The 18559-nt window shown below is 75.6% G+C and carries 20 protein-coding genes and 1 pseudogene; 16 read left to right on the top strand and 5 right to left on the bottom strand.

What is annotated here, in order from left to right; genetic code table 11:
* The first annotated feature begins 25 nt into the window (after positions 1–25).
* Positions 26–601: a hypothetical protein gene (locus tag ACI79Q_RS04900; RefSeq protein WP_456589393.1), complete on the top strand. Its 576-nt coding sequence runs from the start codon at positions 26–28 to the stop codon at positions 599–601.
* Here the strand turns inward: ACI79Q_RS04900 and ACI79Q_RS04895 are convergent.
* Positions 598–2019 (bottom strand): serine hydrolase domain-containing protein, encoded by a 1422-nt coding sequence (locus ACI79Q_RS04895; RefSeq protein WP_456589394.1) that lies wholly within the window; start codon positions 2017–2019, stop codon positions 598–600. The genes ACI79Q_RS04900 and ACI79Q_RS04895 overlap by 4 nt on opposite strands.
* Before the next feature lie 248 nt (positions 2020–2267).
* Between ACI79Q_RS04895 and ACI79Q_RS04890 the strand changes: the two are divergent.
* Positions 2268–2810, top strand: a pseudogene (locus tag ACI79Q_RS04890) (SemiSWEET transporter); the annotation flags it as partial.
* 93 nt (positions 2811–2903) lie between these two features.
* Here ACI79Q_RS04890 and ACI79Q_RS04885 read toward each other — a convergent pair.
* A complete protein-coding gene (locus ACI79Q_RS04885) occupies positions 2904–4082 on the bottom strand; it encodes a glycoside hydrolase family 26 protein (protein ID WP_456614296.1) in 1179 nt (392 codons plus the stop codon).
* Between the two features lie 207 nt (positions 4083–4289).
* Between ACI79Q_RS04885 and ACI79Q_RS04880 the strand changes: the two genes are divergently transcribed.
* From ACI79Q_RS04880 to nagB, 6 genes are all read left to right on the top strand, one after another.
* Positions 4290–5375, top strand: coding sequence for an ROK family transcriptional regulator (locus tag ACI79Q_RS04880; protein ID WP_456589396.1), 1086 nt, complete (start codon positions 4290–4292; stop codon positions 5373–5375).
* 91 nt (positions 5376–5466) lie between these two features.
* A complete protein-coding gene (locus tag ACI79Q_RS04875) occupies positions 5467–6798 on the top strand; it encodes an extracellular solute-binding protein (protein ID WP_456589397.1) in 1332 nt (443 codons plus the stop codon).
* A 78-nt stretch (positions 6799–6876) separates the two neighbouring features.
* Positions 6877–7872: a carbohydrate ABC transporter permease gene (locus tag ACI79Q_RS04870; RefSeq protein WP_456612426.1), complete on the top strand. Its 996-nt coding sequence runs from the start codon at positions 6877–6879 to the stop codon at positions 7870–7872.
* Positions 7869–8747, top strand: coding sequence for a carbohydrate ABC transporter permease (locus ACI79Q_RS04865; protein WP_456589399.1), 879 nt, complete (start codon positions 7869–7871; stop codon positions 8745–8747). The genes ACI79Q_RS04870 and ACI79Q_RS04865 overlap by 4 nt, the downstream gene beginning before the upstream one ends.
* On the top strand, positions 8744–9715 hold the full coding sequence (locus tag ACI79Q_RS04860; RefSeq protein ID WP_456598744.1) for an ROK family protein: 972 nt from the start codon (positions 8744–8746) through the stop codon (positions 9713–9715). Before ACI79Q_RS04865 ends, ACI79Q_RS04860 begins: the two co-directional genes overlap by 4 nt.
* Positions 9716–9718: 3 nt before the next feature.
* Positions 9719–10501 carry a glucosamine-6-phosphate deaminase gene (gene nagB, locus ACI79Q_RS04855; protein ID WP_456598743.1) on the top strand — a complete coding sequence of 261 codons (783 nt, stop codon included), beginning with the start codon at positions 9719–9721 and terminating at the stop codon, positions 10499–10501.
* A 1-nt stretch (position 10502) separates the two neighbouring features.
* On the opposite strand, the gene nagA is transcribed toward nagB, so the two are convergent.
* Positions 10503–11651, bottom strand: a complete 1149-nt coding sequence (nagA, locus tag ACI79Q_RS04850) for an N-acetylglucosamine-6-phosphate deacetylase (protein WP_456589402.1) — start codon at positions 11649–11651, stop codon at positions 10503–10505.
* The gene (locus tag ACI79Q_RS04845) at positions 11648–13108 is read right to left on the bottom strand and encodes a glycoside hydrolase family 3 protein (RefSeq protein WP_456589403.1); all 1461 of its coding nucleotides are present in this window, start codon (positions 13106–13108) and stop codon (positions 11648–11650) included. The genes nagA and ACI79Q_RS04845 overlap by 4 nt, the downstream gene beginning before the upstream one ends.
* A 473-nt stretch (positions 13109–13581) precedes the next feature.
* On the opposite strand from ACI79Q_RS04845, the gene ACI79Q_RS04840 reads away from it, so the two are divergent.
* The 3 genes from ACI79Q_RS04840 to ACI79Q_RS04830 all read left to right on the top strand — a co-directional run bounded on the left by ACI79Q_RS04840 (position 13582) and on the right by ACI79Q_RS04830 (position 14413).
* Positions 13582–13719: a hypothetical protein gene (locus ACI79Q_RS04840; RefSeq protein ID WP_456614295.1), complete on the top strand. Its 138-nt coding sequence runs from the start codon at positions 13582–13584 to the stop codon at positions 13717–13719.
* Between the two features lie 56 nt (positions 13720–13775).
* On the top strand, positions 13776–14132 hold the full coding sequence (locus ACI79Q_RS04835; protein WP_456614294.1) for a LuxR family transcriptional regulator: 357 nt from the start codon (positions 13776–13778) through the stop codon (positions 14130–14132).
* A 110-nt stretch (positions 14133–14242) separates the two neighbouring features.
* On the top strand, positions 14243–14413 hold the full coding sequence (locus ACI79Q_RS04830) for a hypothetical protein (protein WP_456598741.1): 171 nt from the start codon (positions 14243–14245) through the stop codon (positions 14411–14413).
* A 9-nt stretch (positions 14414–14422) separates the two neighbouring features.
* Here ACI79Q_RS04830 and ACI79Q_RS04825 read toward each other — a convergent pair whose 3' ends face one another.
* A complete protein-coding gene (locus ACI79Q_RS04825; protein ID WP_456589407.1) occupies positions 14423–14581 on the bottom strand; it encodes a hypothetical protein in 159 nt (52 codons plus the stop codon).
* 115 nt (positions 14582–14696) lie between these two features.
* On the opposite strand from ACI79Q_RS04825, the gene mgrA reads away from it, so the two are divergent.
* Genes mgrA through ACI79Q_RS04800 form a run of 5 tightly spaced genes read left to right on the top strand, consistent with a single transcriptional unit; the run spans position 14697 to position 18507 of the window.
* Positions 14697–15728, top strand: coding sequence for an L-glyceraldehyde 3-phosphate reductase (gene mgrA, locus ACI79Q_RS04820; protein WP_456614293.1), 1032 nt, complete (start codon positions 14697–14699; stop codon positions 15726–15728).
* A gap of 55 nt (positions 15729–15783) precedes the next feature.
* Positions 15784–16074 (top strand): hypothetical protein, encoded by a 291-nt coding sequence (locus ACI79Q_RS04815; RefSeq protein ID WP_456614292.1) that lies wholly within the window; start codon positions 15784–15786, stop codon positions 16072–16074.
* On the top strand, positions 16071–17339 hold the full coding sequence (locus ACI79Q_RS04810; RefSeq protein WP_456614291.1) for a hypothetical protein: 1269 nt from the start codon (positions 16071–16073) through the stop codon (positions 17337–17339). The genes ACI79Q_RS04815 and ACI79Q_RS04810 overlap by 4 nt, the downstream gene beginning before the upstream one ends.
* Positions 17336–17920, top strand: a complete 585-nt coding sequence (locus ACI79Q_RS04805; RefSeq protein ID WP_456614290.1) for a hypothetical protein — start codon at positions 17336–17338, stop codon at positions 17918–17920. The genes ACI79Q_RS04810 and ACI79Q_RS04805 overlap by 4 nt, the downstream gene beginning before the upstream one ends.
* Positions 17917–18507 carry a hypothetical protein gene (locus tag ACI79Q_RS04800; RefSeq protein WP_456614289.1) on the top strand — a complete coding sequence of 197 codons (591 nt, stop codon included), beginning with the start codon at positions 17917–17919 and terminating at the stop codon, positions 18505–18507. Before ACI79Q_RS04805 ends, ACI79Q_RS04800 begins: the two co-directional genes overlap by 4 nt.
* Positions 18508–18559: the final 52 nt, after the last annotated feature.

Here is an 18559-nt window from a genome sequence, read left to right as displayed (position 1 = left end):
CTCCCCGACCCGAGAGAAGTCCACGATGAAGCTCCGCAGGACGATCGCCACCCTCCTCCTCGCCACCGTCGTCCCGATCGCCGCCGCGTGCGGCAGCACCGGCACCGCGACCAGCTCGGAGACCAGCACCTCCGTCGCGGCCGAGGAAGCCGCCGGCAGTGGCTTCGCCGGCGGCGGCCCCGGCGGCGGTGGTGGCCCGGGCGGTGTCGACGTCGACTCCGTGACGACGGAGGCCGAGCTCATCGCGCTGGTCCAGGAGGCCTACGGCGACGGGAGCCTCGACCTGCACCGCGGTCACCAGCCCGTGCAGGACGTGCTCGACGAGGTGCTGGCGATCAGCCACGACGAGCTGCACGTGCGGATGGAGGAGCAGGAGCAGAACCTGGCCGCCGTCGCCGAGGACATCGGCGTCGACCCGCAGGAGCTGATCGACGCGCTCGTGGAGTCGTGGAGCCCGGCCGTCGACGACGTCCTGGCCGCCGGTGAGATCACCGAGGCCGAGGCCGAGCAGTACCGCGAGGCGCTGGAGGAGGCCTTCACCTTCCGCGTGACCTGGGACGGCGAGGAGGCGATGCCGACGTTCTCCGGGCTCAGCGCCTAGGGGCCCGACGCCGGGCCGGTCATGGCGGCGCGACGGCGGCGGAACTCCTCGACCGGCCGGTTCGTCACCCCGCCGAGCCGCAGCGACACCACCCGGCCGTCGGCGTCCCGCTCCAGCGGGACGAGCTCACCGGCCGCGCCGAAACCCGGCTGCGCGGCGACCCGCAGGGTGTCGGCGTCGACGATCTCCAGCTCCTCGACCCCCGGCAGGGGGTCGGCGGACGTCGGCCGGACGAGCACCAGCCGGCCCCCGAGCTCGGCGACGTCGAGCACTCCCCAGAGGCCGGCGAACCGGCCGGTGAACGACGACGGCGGCGGGGCGCCGGGCGGCGGTGCGGGCACCGTCGCCCGCGGGCGCAGTGCGACGTCCACCAGCTTCACCAGCCCGGTCGCCAGCTCCTCGGCCGGTCCGTCGATCGCGTTCGTCAGCACGCTGACCACCAGCCCGTCGGCCGGGTCGACGAAGGTCACGGTGATCTGCCCGGGGAAGCCGCCGCTGTGCCCGACGAGGCGCCGCTCTCCCACAGTGGTCAGCACCATCCCGACGCCGTACCGGCCCACCTCGGTCCCGTAGGCGGTGACCACCGACTCCAGGCGCTGCATCAGCCGCTTCGAGTCGTCGGTCAGCAGTCGCTCGTCGCCGAGCACGTGCGCCGCCCCGAAGAGGGCGAGGTCCTCGGCCGTCGAGTAGAACCCGGTCGCCGCCGCCATGGCGCCTGTGCCGGCGGGGCCGAGGGGCTCGCGGACGTCCTCACCCAGGAGCAGCCCGGTGTGCCCGCTGACGTACTCGCCGGTCCGCGCCGCGTCGAGGTCGGTCCCGGTCCGGGTCAGGCCGAGCGGCTCCACGATCCGGGTGCGGACGGCGTCGGCGTAGGAGGTCCCGGTGACGGCCTCGATCGCCAGGCCCACGAGCGCGTACCCGATGTTGGAGTACTTGAAGTGCTCGTTGCGCCGGTGCACCGGGCCGGCCCGCAACGCCGCGCCGATCACCCCTGCCCGGTCCGGGAAGGGCTGCTCCAGCTGCCAGAAGTCGGCGTCGGCGCCGTCCCGCGTGATCCCGGCCTGGTGCCCGAGCAACTCGCGGACGGTCGCCCGGGCGACCGGCGAGCCGGCTGCCGCCAGCTCCGGCACGTGCGTGCCGATCGGGTCGTCGAGCCGCAGTCGCCCGGCTTCGACCAGCTGCAGCACGAGGGTCGCGGTGAACGTCTTGGAGTGGGAGGCGATGCGGAACAGGTGTGCCGGGGTCAGCGGTGCGCCGGTGGAGACGTCGGCGACCCCGACCGCTGCCGACAGCACCAGTTCGCCGCCGTGGCGGACGGCCGCCTGCACACCGGGCACCCGCCGGTGCCGCGCCTGGGCGTCCAGCCACGACCGCAGGTAACCGGCGGCGGCGCGGACGGTCTCGGTCGGCGTCGTCACGGCCGCCCAGCCTAGGGAGCCGGAACCCGTCGCGCGGCGCGGGAGGACGACGGCGGGGCGACGAGGGTCACAGAAGGCAACCGGCCGGTCACGGTCGGGTCACGAATGCATAACGCCGATGATGTCTCCGGCCACCTCCCGCCCCCGCCGATGCCGCTCACCGACGAGCGCCCCCGAGCCGGGTCCCGCGCAGCTCCTCGCCGGTGGCCACCTTCTCGCACCGACTCCGAACGGATTCCCGCTCCACCATGTCCGCCGCTCTCGGCATCCTCGCGGCCACCCTCAGCATCGCCGTCGTCTGGCCCCAGGTCTGGCTCTCCTGCCGGCACCGTCGCACCCTCGGCCTCTCACCCACCAGCGCCTGGCTCGCCGTCGCGCTCAACCTCTGCTGGCTGTCGATCGGCCTGCTCACCGGCGACCGCGTGCAGATCCTGTCCAACGCCGTCGTCGGCGCCGGCAACACCGCGGTCCTCGCGGCGCTGCTGGTCACCCAGCCGCGGCTGCGGGCGGGGCGGGCGCTGGCGCGCACCGCGTCCGGCGCCGCCGTCCTCGCCGCCCTGGCTGGCGGGGGGCTGGCCGGCACCGTGCTGCTCGGCGCCGATCCGGCGGCGGCCACGGCGCTGCTCGGCGGGGTCGCCTCCGCGGTGGGCGGGGCGGCCGCGCTGCCCCAGCCGCTCAGCCTCCTGCGCGACCGCACCCAGGACCTCTCCGGCCTCTCGCCCGCGCGGTGGTGGCTCGGCTCCGGGGCGTGCGCCTCGTGGGCCGGCTACGGCTGGTGCCTCGACCAGCCCATGGTGTGGCTCTCGGCCGGCGTCGGGCTGTGCTGCGCCCTCGTCGTGTGCGGGATGCTGCGCGCCCGGCGGGCGGTGCTGCCGGCTGCCGGATCAGCCGCCGCAGCGGGGGACGTCGGTGGCATCCAGGGCCCAGCCGGGGATGTCGGCCAGGAATGCCTCGCGGACCCGCGGCGAGCCGGTCGCCCGCCAGTCCACCCGGCCGCCGACCTCCGGCTCGTCCTTGGCCCACTCGAACCAGTTCACCATCGCCAGCCGGGGCAGCTGCTCGGCCAGCTGCGGATCGAACAGCTGCTGCCACCAGGCCTGCTTGACGGCCAGCTCGTCGGCGCCGCCGCCGCCCGGGGCGAAGAAGGCCGCCGTCTCGGGCACGGCCACCGGCTTCCCGTACCGCTCGCCGTAGTCGGCGTGGAAGTCCGGTAGCCCCCGGTCGTCGCCGCCCCGGCCGACGTAGGTGCCGGTCAGCTGGGCGAGGAACTTGCCCGGCTCGGGCACCTCGTTCTCGCCCCACGGGTGGGCGTCGCCCCAGTGGTAGAGCGACATTCCCACCCAGTCCACGGCGTCCTCGCCCGGCCAGTACGGGGCGTAGGGGTCGTCGGCCGCCGACAGCACGCCGTCGCCGTCGGTGTCCAGCGCCGCGACGTCATCGGGCGTGGCGGCGTGGGCGCCCCCGGTGAACGGGTAGCCGCCGCCGTAGTTGGGCGCCCACATGACCGCCGACCCCGGAGCCCCGGCGTGGACGGCGGCGGCGAGCCGCCGGAACGCCTCGACGTAGGCCGCCGGCTGTTGCCCCCAGGCATACCAGGAGCCGTTCATCTCGTGGGCGAACCGGACCACGACGGGCACCCCGCGGCCGTTGTAGCCGGCCAGCCGCTCGGCCAGGTCCGCGGTCACGCCGTCGGTGACCGCCGCCAGCCCGTCGTGCGGCTCGAGGGTGAGCAGCAGCAGGCCGCCGCCGTCCCGCACCTGCTCGACGGCGGCGTCGAGGTTGCGCTCGTCGGCGGCGGAGAAGGGGAAGCCGGTGAACGAGACGGCGACGGCGGGGCGCGAGCCGAGGGCGGTGCCGTGCTCGGCCAGCGTCGCGGCACCCCAGTCGAGGTTCACCCCCAGGTAGACCCCGTCCCCGGCGCCCGGCCGGGTCAGCTCCGCGGCCGGGCACGCCACCCCGGTCGCCGCCTCGGTGCTCCCGTCGGCGGTGGTGCAGGCCGAGGTGCCGAGCAGGGCGCTGACGGTCAGGGCGGTCAGGGCCAGGGCGGGCGGTCGTCGTCGCACCCGTTCTCCATCGGACGGAGCGCGGCGGGGCTGTAGTGATCGGCGCAGGTCACGGTCCGGTCACGGCGGCGCCGGCCCTTGACAGAGGAATGTAAGGACGGTGTCCTAACAAATGTGAGTGTGATGCGGGACACGACGCGCCAGGGGCGCCTGCGACGGGCGACCGCGAAGGTCCTTCCAGAACACGCGCGTGCGCACAACCGCTCCATGGTGCTGCAGCACCTGTTCCACGCCGGGCCCGGCTCACGGGCCGACCTGGCGCGGGCCACCGGGCTGACCCGGGTCACCATCTCCGACCTCGTCGCCTCCCTGATGGCCGAGGGCCTGGTGGCCGAGCTCGGCGCCCGGGCGGAGGGGCGCCCGGGCAAGCCCGGCACGCTGCTGGGGGTCCGCACCGACGCGTTCCAGATCGTCGCCGTCGACCTGGCCGACGACGAGCGGATGCACGGCGCGGTGCTCGACCTCTCCGGCGCACTGCTGCAGCGCCGCACGACCCGGGTCGAGGGGCGGACCGGGGCGGCGGCCGTGGCGGCGCTGACCTCGCTGTGCCGCGACCTCGTGGTGGTCGCCACCCGCCCCGTGCTCGGGGTCGGCGTCGGCTCGCCGGGCGTCATCGACCCCTCCGGCCGGGTGCTGCAGGCGCCCAACCGCGAGTGGTACGACCTGCCGCTGGCTGATCGGCTCGGCGCCGACCTCGGTGTCCCCGTGCACGTCGCCAACGACGCCAACACCGCGGCCCTCGGCGAGTTCACCTACGGCGGCGCCTCCGGCGGCGGGCTGCTGGTGCTGACCGTCGGGGGCGGTGTCGGGGCCGGGATCGTGCTCGACGGCGGCCTGGTGCAGGGCCACGAGCACGCGGCGGGGGAGATCGGCCACGTCACCGCCGTCGACGAGCGCGACGACATCGACGGCGCTCCGCTCGGTCGCCCGCTCCCGTGCGCGTGCGGGCGCCGCGGCTGCCTGGAGACGGTGCTCTCGGTACCGGCGCTGCGCCGGCGGATCGAGGGCCTGGACGCCCCGGGCGCGGCGGTGGCCCTCGGCGCCGTGGGGCGGCGCCTGGGCATCGTCCTGGCCCCGGTGGTCAGCGCGCTCAACCTGTCCGAGGTGGTGCTCAGCGGACCCCGTGAACTCCTCGACGGCCCGTTGCGCGAAGCGGCGCTCGCCACCCTCCACGAACGCACCATGCCCGTCGTCAGCAGCTCCCTGCAGCTGCGGATGACCTCGCTCGGCGAGGACGGGGCCCTGTCCGGGGCCGCGGTCCTCGTGCTGTCCGGCCAGCTCGGGGTCACGTGACGACCCCGAGCCGGCCAGTTGCAAGTCGGAGGACCACACCCCTGTGGCGGCGCTGTCCGGCACCGCCTGTGCACCAGGAAGGAACCCCAACATGACGAGGGTACGCACGAGCGGGCTCGCCGCCGCGAGCGTCGGCCTGCTGCTGGCGCTGACCGCCTGCGGCGGTGGGAACGAGGCCGAGGCGGGGAGCTCGGAGGAGATCCGGCTGTGGCTGGCCGGCTCCGACACCCCCCAGGAGCTGCGCGACTACCTGGTCGAGACGTTCGAGGCCGAGCACGAGGGCATGACGCTGGTCATCGAGGAGCAGGACTGGAGCGGCCTGGTGCCGCGCCTGCAGACGGCGCTGTCCTCGGAGGGGCAGACGCCCGACGTCGTGGAGATCGGCAACACCCAGAGCCCGACCTTCACCCACGCCGGCGCCTTCTCCGACATCAGCGACCTGGTCGACGAGCTGGGCGGTGACGACCTGCTCGAGGGCTTCGTGGAGGCCGGCACGGTGGACGGCGACGTGTACGCGGTGCCGTACTACTCCGGCGCGCGTGCGGTGTTCTACCGCAAGGACCTCTTCCAGCAGGCCGGCGTCGAGGTGCCGGAGACCCTCGAGGAGTTCGGCGCCGCGGCCGTCGCGCTGCAGGAGGCCAACCCCGCAGGCACGCCGAACTTCTCCGGCTTCTGGTTCCCCGGCCAGGACTGGTACAACGGCATCGCCTGGATCTACAGCGCCGGCGGGAGCCTCGCCGAGCAGGACGGCGACCGGTGGGTCGGCGCGCTGTCCAGCCCCGAGTCGCAGGAGGGGCTGGCCCAGGTCCAGGAGCTGTTCGCGAACGCGACGAACGCCCCGCGCGACGCCGACTCGGCCGAGCCCTGGGTGCCGTTCAACAACGGCGAGGCGGCGATGTTCTCCGCCCCGACGTGGGCCCGCTGGAGCATCGACCTGCCCGAGTGCAACCAGGGCGTCGACCCCGACGACGAGTCGGAGGCGGCCCAGGCCGCGCTCGCCGAGCAGCAGGCCTGCAACGAGGAGAAGACCGGGATCTTCCCGCTCCCCGGGCCGACGGCGGGGGAGCCGGCCACTGTCTTCGCCGGTGGTTCCAACATCGCCATCCCGGCGAAGTCGGGGAACCAGGAGGCGGCCCGCGACCTGCTGCGGATCATCTTCAGCGAGGAGTACCAGACGATGCTCGCCGAGAACGGCCTGATCCCGGGCAACAGCGAGTACGCCGACGCCCTCGGCGACGACGTCTACGCCGAGGCGGCGCTCGCTGCCGCCCTCGACGCCAAGCTGACCCCGCCGGCGGAGAAGTGGGCCGACGTGGAGGCCAACCGCATCCTGGAGGACTTCTTCCAGCAGATCGCCTCCGGTGCCGATCCGGCGGAGGCGGCGGCGCGGGCCGACCAGCTGATCACGGACACGCTCGCCTGACCCTGTGATCCGGGGCGGGGGCCCGACCGCCCGCCGACCGCGGCGGCCGCGCCCCCGCTCCCACGCCCCGGAGGAACCGTGTCCACATCCCGCACGTCCCCCGCGGCGGTGCTCCCGCCGGCACCGCCGCGCGCCGCCGTCCCACCGGTCCACCCGGCTCCGGCGGCCGCGCCCGGCCCGCGGCGGCGCCGGTCGCTGCGCTCCCGCCTGGGGCCCTACCTGCTCCTGGTGCCCGCGCTGGTCCCCGTCGCGGTCGGCCTCGGATACCCGCTGGTGCGGCAGTTCGTGCTCTCGTTCCAGGAGTACGGGCTGGCCCAGCAGTTCGGCCGGCCGGCCGAGTGGGTGGGGCTGCGCAACTACACGGAGCTGCTGTCGGACCCCTACGTCTGGGGCGTGATCGGGCGGTCCGTGCTGTTCTGCCTGGTCAACGCGGCGCTGACGATGCTGGTCGGCATCGCCCTGGCGGTCCTCCTGACCCGGGTGGGCCGCGGTCCCCGCATCACTCTCCAGGTCGGGTTGCTGCTGGCCTGGGGGACGCCGGTGCTCGCCACCATGACGGTCTGGCAGTGGCTGTTCGACTCGCAGTACGGGGTGATCAACTGGTTGCTCGCCGAGCCGCTGGGCATGGCCGGGATGCGCCACCACTCCTGGATCATCGAGCCGGCCTCGTTCTACCTCGTGGCGACCGTCATCGTCGTCTGGATGTCGGTGCCCTTCGTGGTGTTCACCGTCTACGCCGGGCTGCTGCAGGTGCCCGAGGAGTGCGTGGAGGCCGCGCAGCTCGACGGCGCCAACGCCTGGCAGCGGCTGCGCCACCTCTCGCTGCCCATGGTGGCGCCCGTGCTGCTCGTCGTCGCCCTGCTCCAGGTGATCTGGGACCTGCGGGTCTTCACCCAGATCCACGTCCTGCAGCGGGCCGGGGCACCGACCCGGGAGACCCACCTGCTCGGCACCTACATCTACTCGCTGGCGAAGGAGTTCTCGATGGCCGGAGCCATGGCCACGATCATGCTGGTCATCACCTTCGTGCTCACGGTCTTCTACATCCGCCGGATGCTGAAGGAGGAGGTGTGAGCCCCGCGCACACGGGTGCCCCCGCACCCGCCCGGCGGCGCACCCGCGGCGGCGGGACGGGGCGGCGGCTGCTCGGCCTGCTCGCCGTCGCCGTCGCGCTGGTGTGGGTCTTCCCAATCTACTGGATGGTCAACAGCGCATTCCTGCCGACGAATCGGATGCGTACCGGCGAGCCGTCGTTCCTGCCATTCGGGGGCACCCTGTCGAATTTCCGGAACGTGCTGACGAACCCTGATTTCTACGCTGCCTTCAAGGTGTCGCTGGCGGTCACCGGCCTCACCCTCGTCGTCGCCATCCTGTTCGCATTCCTGGGTGCGCTCGCGATCAGCAGATTCCGTTTCCGCGGGCGCCGGTCGTTCATCCTCACGGTTCTCGTGGTGCAGATGATCCCGGCCGAGGGACTGTTCATCTCCCAGTACCAGATGTTGGACAGCTGGGGCCTGGTGAACGCGGTCCTGGGGCTCACCATCGTCTACGTGGCGGCGATCGTGCCGTTCACCGTGTGGATGCTGCGGGGCTTCGTCGCCGGGGTGCCGCTGGAGCTGGAGGAGGCCGCGATGATGGACGGTCTCTCGCGCACCGGGGCCTTCTTCCGCATCACCTTCCCGCTGCTGGCGCCCGGCCTCGTCGCCGCCGGTGTCTACGGGTTCCTGCAGGCCTGGAACGAGTACACGCTGGCCCTGGTGGTCATGACCGATCCCGACCAGCGGACCCTCCCGCTGTGGCTGCAGGGCCTGGTGGAGGCCAACCGGGCCACGGACTGGGGCGTCGTCATGGCCGGGGCCACGCTCATCTCCGTGCCGGTCATCGTGTTCTTCCTGTTCGTGCAGAAGCGGATGAGCGCCGGGCTGGTGGCCGGGGCGGTGAAGGGGTGAGCGCGCACCGGTCCGGCGCTCGGAGCTGCTCGGTCGGGCTCGACATCGGGGGGACGAAGGTCCTGGGCGTGCTCCTGGGCCCCGACGGGGACGTGCTGCGGACCCTGCGGGTGCCGACCCGCCCGGGTGTGCCCGGCGTCGTCGACACCGCCGAGGAGGTGGTGCGCCGGCTGTGCGCCGATGCCGGCGTGGCGCCGCGGGCGCTGGCGGGGGTCGGCGCCGGGGTGCCGGGGCTGGTCGACCCGGCCACCGGGCGGCTGTCCTACGCGGTCAACCTGGGGATCCACGAGCGCGGGGTCGACCTGGCGCCGGTGCTCGCCGCCCGCCTGGACGGGGTTCCCGTCGTCCTGGAGAACGACCTGAACGCCGCGGCCGTGGGCGCCGCCCGGCTGCTGGGGCTGCCGGGGGACCTGGCGCTGCTGGCCCTGGGCACCGGCGTGGCCGCGGGGTTGCTGCTCGGCGGCGAGCTCCGGCGCGGGCGGCACGGCGCGGCCGGCGAGATCGGCCACCTCCCGTACGACCCGGCCGGGCACCGCTGCCCGTGCGGTCAGCTGGGCTGCCTGGAGCTGTACGCCTCCGGCGCCGCCCTGGACCTCGCGTGGCCCGTCCGGTCCGCGCGGCCGGCGGCCGCCGACCTCTTCGCCGCCGCCGCGGCGGGGGACCGCCGGGCGGTCGTGGTCCGGGACCGGTTCGCCGACGCCGTGGCGACGGCGGTGCGGTTGCTCGTGCTCACCTGCGACGTCGAGCACGTCGTCCTGGGCGGCGGGGTGGCCGACGTCGGCCCGCCGCTGCTGGACGCGGTGGTGGCCGCCGCCGGGCGCCAGGCCGCGGGGTCGGCGTTCCTGCAGAGCCTCGCCGTCCCCGAGCGGGTGCAGCTGGTGCCCCGCGACCTCCCGGTGGCACCGGTGGGTGCGGCGGTGTGCGCCCGCGGCGGGGTGCCCGGTGTGGTCGAGCCGGTGGGATCCTGACGCATGGAGGTCGTGATCCTGCCCGGCCCGGACGACGTGGCCCGGGAGGCTGCGGCCCGGGTCGCAGCCGTCGTCCGGAGGCGCCGCGACGCGGTGCTGGGTCTGGCCACCGGGTCCTCGCCGCTCGGTCTCTACGCCGAGCTCGCCCGTCAGGTCGCCGCCGGTGAGCTCGACGTCTCCGGCGTCCGCGGCTTTGCCCTCGACGAGTACGTCGGCCTCCCGCCCGAGCACCCGGAGAGCTACGCCTCGGTCATCCGGCGGACCGTCACCCGGCCGCTGGGGCTGGATCCGGCCCGGGTGCACGTGCCCGACGGCCGCGCGGCCGACCTGGCCGAGGCGGCGGCCGGCTACGAGCGGGCGATCGTCGCGGCCGGCGGCATCGACCTGCAGATCCTCGGCATCGGCACCAACGGGCACATCGGGTTCAACGAGCCGACGTCGTCCATCGCCTCACGCACCCGGGTCAAGACGCTGGCGCCGCGCACCCGCGCCGACAACGCCCGCTTCTTCGCCTCCCCCGACGAGGTGCCGATGCACTGCCTCACCCAGGGGCTGGGCACCATCCTCGAGGCCCGCGAGCTCCTGCTCGTGGCGCAGGGGGAGCGCAAGGCCCACGCCGTCGCCGCGGCGGTGGAGGGCCCGCTGAGCAGCATGTGCCCGGCGTCGGTGCTGCAGCTGCACCCGCGGGCCGCCGTGTTCGTCGACGAGGCGGCGGCCTCCCGGCTGCGCCTGGCCGACTACTACCGCCACACGCACGCCCACAAGCCGGCCGGCTCCGGCGGGTGAGTCAGCGGACCGGACGGCCGGCCGCCCAGACCGCGCGCACCGACCAGTCGTCGTCCAGCACCACGGCGTCGGCCACGGAGCCCGGCGCCAGCCGGCCTATCCGGGAGCCGAGGCCGAGGGCGCGCGCCGGCGTGCGGGTCAGCGCTGTCACGGCGACGACCGGGTCCAGCCCGACGTCCGCCACGGCGGTACGCAGCGCACGGTCCAGCGTGAGCGTCGAGCCGGCCAGCGTGTCGGTGCCCGCCAGCACCGCGCGGCCGGCGCGCACCTCGACGTCGGCCCCGCCCAGGCGGTAGCGGCCGTCTCCGGTGCCCGCCGCCGCCATCGCGTCGGAGACCAGGGCCACCCGGGCGGGCGCCCCGGCGAACAGCAGCCCCACGACCGACGGGTGGACGTGGTGCCCGTCGAGCACGACCTCCAGCGTCACCCGGGGGTCGGCGAGCGCGGCGCCGACCGGCCCGGGGGAGCGGTGCCCGAGGCCGGGCATCGCGTTGAAGGCGTGGGTGAGCACCCGGGCGCCCGCGTCGAACGCCCGGGCGGTGCACGCCATGTCGGCCTCGGTGTGCCCGACGGCCACGGTGACCCCGGCCGCGGTGAGGCGGCGCGCGGCGTCGAGCGCACCGGGCAGCTCGGGGGCGATCGTGACGGAGCGCAGCGCGCCGCGGGCGGCGCGCAGCAGCCGCTCGACGACGTCGGGTGCCGGTGGGCGCAGGTGCCCGGGGTCGTGCGCCCCGCACCGGGACGCCGCCAGGAACGGCCCCTCCAGGTGCGCGCCGAGCACCCGCTCGTCGGACCGGGCCAGGTCGGCGATCGCGGCGAGGGAGGCCTCCAGACGCTCCACGGGCGCGGCGACCAGGCTGATCAGCGAGCGGGTCGTGCCGTGCGCGCGGTGCACCTCCAGCGCCCGGCGCATGCCGTCGGGGCCGTCCTCCGCGGTGTACCCGCCGCCGCCGTGGACGTGCAGGTCGACGAACCCGGGGGTCAGCCAGGCGCCGGCCAGGTCGACGACCCGGTCGGCGGCCGGCGCTTCCCCGGTGCCGGCCGCGGCGATCGTGTCGCCCCGGAAGAGCACCCAGAAGCCGTCCACCCGGCCGTCGGCGTCGACCTTCCGGCCGCCGCGCAGCAGCGTCGAGATCCCGCGCCCGGTCACCGGCCGACCAGCGCCTCGGCCGCAGCCCGGGTGCAGGCGCGGGAGGCGCCGTGGACGGCGACGGCCGGCCCGGGCACGAGCGCGAGGTCGTCGGGCATGCCGAGCGCGACGGTGACCGCATCGGGCCGCAGCTGCGCCAGCCGGCGCAGCCAGCGTTCCTGCCACGGGCTCCGGTACGCGTCCCGGACCGCCACGACCAGCGGCCGGCCGGCCGCTGCACCGGCGACCGCGTCGGGGGTGGGGCCGCCGTCCGTGACCGTCACCAGGGCGTCGAGGTGCCCGAGCTCCCGCAACGGGTCGGCCAGGCTCCACCCGGCCGCGCCGACCGCCATGTTCGCCTCCGCCCGCAGCTCGGCCACCAGCGCGGGCGCGGGCAGCTGCCGCAGGTCGCGGGCCCGTCGGGCCGCCCGGGCCGTCCGCACACCGATGTCGGCGGGCGCGTCACCGACGTCGACGGTCGGGGCCGAGGCCAGTTCACGACGCAGCCCGGCCACCCGGCCCGCGGCCTCGTGCAGCCGGTCCTCGGTCAGCGTGCCATCGCGCAGGTGCCCGGCGACCGCCTCGCGGATGGCGGCGCAGTGCTCCTCGCCGTCCTCGGCGCCCACGAGGAGCAGGTCGGCGCCGGCGGCCAGTGACAGCGCCGCGGCGCGTGGGATGCCGTGCGCCGCCCGCACCCCGGCCATGTCGAGCGCATCGGTGACGACCACGCCGCGGAAACCGAGCTCGGTGCGCAGCAGGTCGACCAGCAGGCGGCGGCTCAGCGTGGCGGGGGCCGCGTCGAGGGCGGGGAACACGACGTGCGAGGTCATCACGAGCCGGGCGCCGGCCTCGATCGCCGCGACGAACGGCGGCAGCTCGCGGCGGCGGAACGTCGCCTCGTCCACGTCGACGACCGGGAGGTCCAGGTGCGAGTCGACAGTGGTCGCCCCGTGCCCGGGGAAATGCTTGGCGGCCGCGGCGACGCCGGTCGACTGCAGGCCGCGCACGTAGGCCGCCCCGTGCCGGGCGACGAGCCCGGGATCGGCGCCGAAGGCGCGCACCCCGATGACCGGGTTGCGGCTGTCGCTGTTGACGTCCACCGACGGCGCCAGGTCGACGTTCACGCCGGCGCGCCGGAGGTCCGCGCCGATGGCCGCGGCGACCCCCGCGGTCACCTCCTCGTCGTCGAGCACGCCGAGGGCCAGGTTGCCCGGGTAGCTGCTGCCGGTCCGGTACTCCAGCCGGGTGACGTCCCCGCCCTCCTCGTCGACGGCGACGAGCGCGTCCGGCCGCGCCGCGCGCACCGCGCCGCCGAGGCGGGCCACCTGCCCGTCGGCGCCACCGGCGGTCAGGTTCTGCCCGTAGAGGCAGACCCCGGCGAGCCCGTCGCCGAGCGCGTCGAGCACCCACCCGGGAACGTCCGGACCGGCGAACCCGGGCATCAGGCAGGCATTCACCAGACTGCCGAGATCGGACATCTCTCCTCGTTCCGCCGCCGGTGGGCCGACCATTCCCGACGCGGTCGGACGTGGAGTGCGGCGCCATTCTGCAGCGCCGCCCCCGTTCTGCCGTCCATTCGGGTGGGGAACGTCGTCGATCATCGCATGCGCGCTCGCGTCCGGTCATTACTCGCAGCCCGCGAGAAATGAGGCGGCGACCGCGGCCGACCTGGCGGGAGAGGCGCGCACCGCACCATTTCCCGCGCCGCGCCGATCGCCTCGGAGTTCCGACGACGGGGGTCACCCGGGAGGCGCCCGGGTCGTCGCTACGCGGGTGTGGACCCGCCCGCGGTGGGTGCGCCGGATCTGGCTGCCGACGGCGGCCCGGCCACCTCCGGGATGATCGCCTCGGTGGCCCGCTCGTTCTGCGGAGCCTGCGACCGCACCCGGCCACCGCCGACGGGCAGATCCGCAACTGCCTGTCCGCCCGCGAGGAGTCCGACCTGCGCACCGTGATGCGCGACGGCGCCACCGACACCGAGCTGGCCGACCGGTGGCGGATCGCCACCCTGGGCAAGCTGCCCGGCCACGGCATCGACGACCCCAGCTTCCTGCCGCCCACCCGCCCCATGTCCGCGACCGGCGGGTGACGTGGGCGACCAGGCGAGCGCGGTCGCCTTCGGGACGCCGGCGCACGATGGGGCCCGTGGACGACCGACGACCCCTGGACCTGGAACGGCTGGCCGCCGAGCTGCTCGCCGACGCAGCGGCGGGGAAGGCCCAGCGCGCCGCGCGCACCCTGCCGCACCCCGTCGACGGGCTGCGGCAGACCGTGATCGCCCTGGTGCGGGGCCAGCAGCTCGCCGAGCACGAGAGCCCCGGCCCGGCCAGCCTGCTGGTCCTGCGCGGGAAGGTCCGGCTCGTCTCCGGGGAGGACGCCGTGGAGCTGGGCGCGCTGGAGACAGGTCCCATCCCCGATCGCCGGCACAGCCTGCACGCCGACGAGGACAGCGTCGTCCTCCTCAGCGTCGCCGTGCCCCAGCGGGCGCCGACCGGCGGTTGACCCCCCTGGCGGTGCCGGCCGGGAGCCGCCGACGTCAGAGGGGTGCGGCCACGCCGGGCACGGCGCGGGCCGGTCTGGACGATCCGGTCGCCGGGGTGGAGGGTGCGCCCATGACGGAGAACCGCTACGCCATCGGACTGGACGACCTGGAGGCCGGCGTCCGCGTCGCTCCCGCCGAGCAGGTGGCCGGGCAGCCGGTGCCGGAACTGCCACCGGTGGACCGGCGCACCGATCAGCTGCCGTACGCCGACGGAGCCGGCGGCGACGCAGACGGGGACTGACCGGCCCGGTCAGACCTTGCTGCTGCCCTTCAACCAGCCGTAGGCGGCGGTGGCCAGGAAGAGCACGACGCCCACGAGCAGCAGCCAGAACAGCCCCTCGATCAGCGCCCCGATGATCGACAGCGCCAGCCAGACGACCAGCAGCAGACCGATCAGGCGCAGCAGCACGGGCACTCCTGGGGTGAGGCGGGGACGGCGCCGCCCAGCCTAGCGGCGGCGACCGCGCCGGACGAGGCTACGGGGCCGGTGGGCGGGGGAGCGGGCGGTCGGACAGGATGCAGCGATGGCCTACTACGCTGCCGACGACCGCTACGAGTCCATGCCCTACCGCCGCACCGGGCGCAGCGGCCTGGACCTCCCCTCGATCAGCCTGGGCCTCTGGCACAACTTCGGCGACGACGTCCCGTTCGACCGTCAGCGCGCCATCCTCCGCCGGGCGTTCGACCTGGGCATCACGCACTTCGACCTCGCGAACAACTACGGGCCCCCCTACGGCTCGGCCGAGAGCAACTTCGGCCGGCACCTCCGGGACGACTTCCGGCCCTACCGCGACGAGCTGGTCATCAGCACGAAGGCCGGCTACGACATGTGGCCCGGCCCGTACGGCCAGGGCGGCGGCTCGCGGAAGTACGTGCTGAGCAGCCTGGACCAGTCGCTGCGGCGGATGGGCCTGGAGTACGTCGACATCTTCTACAGCCACCGGCCCGACCCCACGACGCCGCTGGAGGAGACGATGGGGGCGCTGGACACCGCCGTCCGTTCCGGGAGGGCCCTCTACGCGGGCATCTCGTCGTACTCGCCGGAGCAGACCCGCCGGGCGGCGGCGATCCTCGCCGACCTGGGGACGCCGCTGCTGATCCACCAGCCGTCCTACTCGATGCTCAACCGCTGGATCGAGCGGGAGGACCTGCTCGACACCCTCGCCGACGTCGGGGCCGGGTGCATCGCCTTCTCGCCGCTGGCGCAGGGCATGCTCACCGACAAGTACCTCGGCGGCGTCCCGGAGGGATCGCGTGCCAGTCAGGGCAAGTCGCTCTCGCCGGACCTGCTCACCGAGCAGGCGCTCACCCACGTCCGGGCGCTCGACGACATGGCGCAGCAGCGCGGGCAGTCGCTGGCCCAGATGGCGCTTGCCTGGGCGCTGCGGGACCAGCGGATGACCACCGTGCTGATCGGGGCCAGCAGCGTGGCGCAGCTGGAGCAGAACGTCGGCGCGCTGGAGAACCTCGGGTTCACCGAGGACGAGCTCGCCGCGATCGACCGGCACGCCGTGGACGCCGGCATCGACCTCTGGGAGGGCCCCCGCACCGCCTGAGCTGCCTGTGGACAACGGATCCGGACCCGAGCCGGATCCGCCTAGGGTCCGCGTCGTGACTGACGGCCTCGAGGTGGAGACCCCGGTCCTGCGCGACGCCGGCCGTGCCCTGCTGGTCGTCCACCGGGAGTTCGACGGCGCGCGGGACACGGCGGACGTCGGCAGCGACGTCATCGCGCACGACCGGCTGCGCGACCGGCTGCGGGAGTTCGGCAGCAACTGGGACCGCCGGCGGACGGAGATGGCCGGGCTGGTCGAGGGCCTCGGCCAGGCCGCCCAGGACGCCGCCGAGGTGTACGAGCGGATCGAGACCGAGCTGGTCGCCGCCCTGGCCGGTGAGCGGTGAGCCGCCCGCGTGACTGGTCGCCGCTGCGCCCCTCGGACCCGGTCGGCGGCGACCCCGCGGCGATCGCCCGGCTCGCCCGGCGGTACGCCGACACGGCGGCGGCGATCACCACGGCGGCCAGGGCGCTCCGCACCATCCACGACAGCGCGACGACCTGGGAGTCCGACGCCGGCCGGGCCTTCCGCGAGCGGACCGCCGAGGTGGCCGGGACGATCGAGCAGGCCCTCGACCGGTACGAGGGCACGGCGGACGCGCTCGCCGCCTACGCGCGCACGCTCGACGACGTCCAGGCGGGCGCCGACACGGTCCTCGCGCGCGCCCAGCGGGCAGAGGACGCCCGGGATGCCGCCTGGCGGGCGAGGGAACGCGCCGCGGCGCTGCCGGAGCCCGATCCGATCGCCGAACGCCGGGCGCACGACGATGCCGCGGCCGCCACCGCCGGCATCCGGGCGGCCGACGAGGAGCTCGCGGCGCTGGAGGCCGAGTGGCAGGCGGCGGGGAGCGCCGCGGCCGACGCCATCGACGACGTCCTGGGCGCCAGCGACCACCTCGCGGACAGCTTCTGGGACGACGTGCTGGACGTCGTCGCCGTCGTCACGGGCTGGGCCGGGAAGCTCTCGGCGATCTTCGGGCTCGTCGCGCTCTTCCTGCTGGCCATCCCGGGGCTGCAGCCGTTCTCCGCGGCGTTCGCGGGCCTGGCGTTCGTCACCGGGGCCGTCTCCCTGGCGGGGAACACCGTGCTGCACGCGGCGGGCCGGGCGGAGCTGTCGGACGTGCTGTGGGACGCGGTGGGCGTCCTCACCTTCGGGGTGGGCCGTGCCTTCGCGCTGGCCGGCCGGGCGGTCGCCACCGGCACCCGGGGGCTGGCCCGCCCCTCGCTGGTGCAGCACCTGCGCGCCTCGGGGATGACCCGCCGGCAGGCCCGGCAGGCGGTGCGGGACCAGGCCGTCCCGGCCGGCGGGTCCGTGCCCGGCGCGCTCACTTCCCGAGCCCGCCGGCCGTCCGGCTGGGTGCCCACCCGCGGGGAGTGGGCCGAGGCCTACCGCCCGTCGGGGCTGTTCCGCGACGTGACCTCCGGTCGCTCCCCGACGGTCCACCCCGCGACCACCGCCGCCCCCGTGGTCCGGACGGGGCAGCGCAGCCAGTTCCTCGCCGACGCCGCGGTGCTCTCCTCGGCCGGTGCCGGGAGCGCCGCCACCGGCCGCGCGATCGGCGAGGAGCTGCGCGGCCACGGACCCCGCACCCCCGTCGGGTCCGGACGGTGACCACGGCGCTCCGCCCCCGGGACTTCACGTTCGCGGTGCCCGGCGACTGGGCGCGGATCCGGGTCCTGGACGACGCGCAGCGGGACGCGGACGTCCGCCGGATCGCCCGGGCGGTCACCCGGGGCCGGCCCGACCGCGACCGGCTGATGCCGCAGGTGGCGCGCGCGCTGCACGGCGCGGCCGCCGCCCGGAGCGACAGCCACACCGTCGAGGTGCACCTCCCGGTGCTCCAGGACGGCGCCCCGCCGATCGCGTGCGCCCTGGCGGTGGGCGTCGTCCCCCCGCGCCCGGCGGGGGACCGGCCGGGCGCCGCGGAGGCGGCCTTCCTCGCCGCGGGGGGAGCGGGGGCGGCCGCCGAGGTGGTGGAGCTCGCGGCCGGCCCCGTGGCCCGCCTGCGCCGCCGGACGCAGGCACCGGCACCGGACGGCCGGCTGCTGGAGACGGCGGTGGTGCAGTACCAGCACCCGATGCCCGGCGGCGGCTACGTGCTGCTGAGCTTCTCGACGCCGCTGCTGGAGCTGCTCGAGCCGCTGACCGCGCTGTTCGACGCCGTCGCCGGCTCCTTCCGGTGGCTCCCGTGACCGGCGCCGTCCAGGACTGGACCTACCGGGTCGAGCCGTCCGGCGCGGGCTGGGTGTGGCTGCCGCGCTCCGGGGCCGTCGCCGCCTGGACGCAGGCGGTCTGCGACGGCCTCGGCGTCCACGGCGCCGCGGCGGGAACGCTCGGCGAACAGGTGCTGTCGCTGGCCACCGCCCTGCGCGAGGGAACCCCCGACCTGGCCGCGCTCTGGATCCCCGATCCCCGGTACGGCGTCCTCGCCACCCTCCGCGCGGACCGGTACCGGCTCACCACCGGGCTGGCGGAGCTCGCCGAGCAGGAACGCGCCACGGTCGGGCGTGGGCTGGCCCCTCCCGAGGTCGACCTGGTGGCGCTGCCGGCGGGCCCGGCGCTGCGCGTCCGGCGGGTGGAGCGGCAGGCCGGTGGCCCCGGGGACGGGCTGCTCGTCGAGAGCGTCCGGCACCTCGTGGCGCCGCCGGCAGTCGTCGACGTGGCCGCTGTGCCCTCGGCGGTGGAACTGGTTATGGCGTGGACGCTGCTGCACGAGGGGGCCGAGTTCGCGGACATGGCCGATCGGACCGCTGCCCGGCTCCGCGTCACCTCCGGCTGAGCACGCGGGTCGATCTCACCCCTCGGGGGGATGTGCGCGCCGCGGGGAGATG

The sequence above is a fragment of the Blastococcus sp. SYSU DS0828 genome, assembly GCF_054050975.1.
The sequence above is the reverse complement of the archived record's forward strand: the minus strand, read 5'-3'. Positions and strand labels throughout refer to the sequence as shown.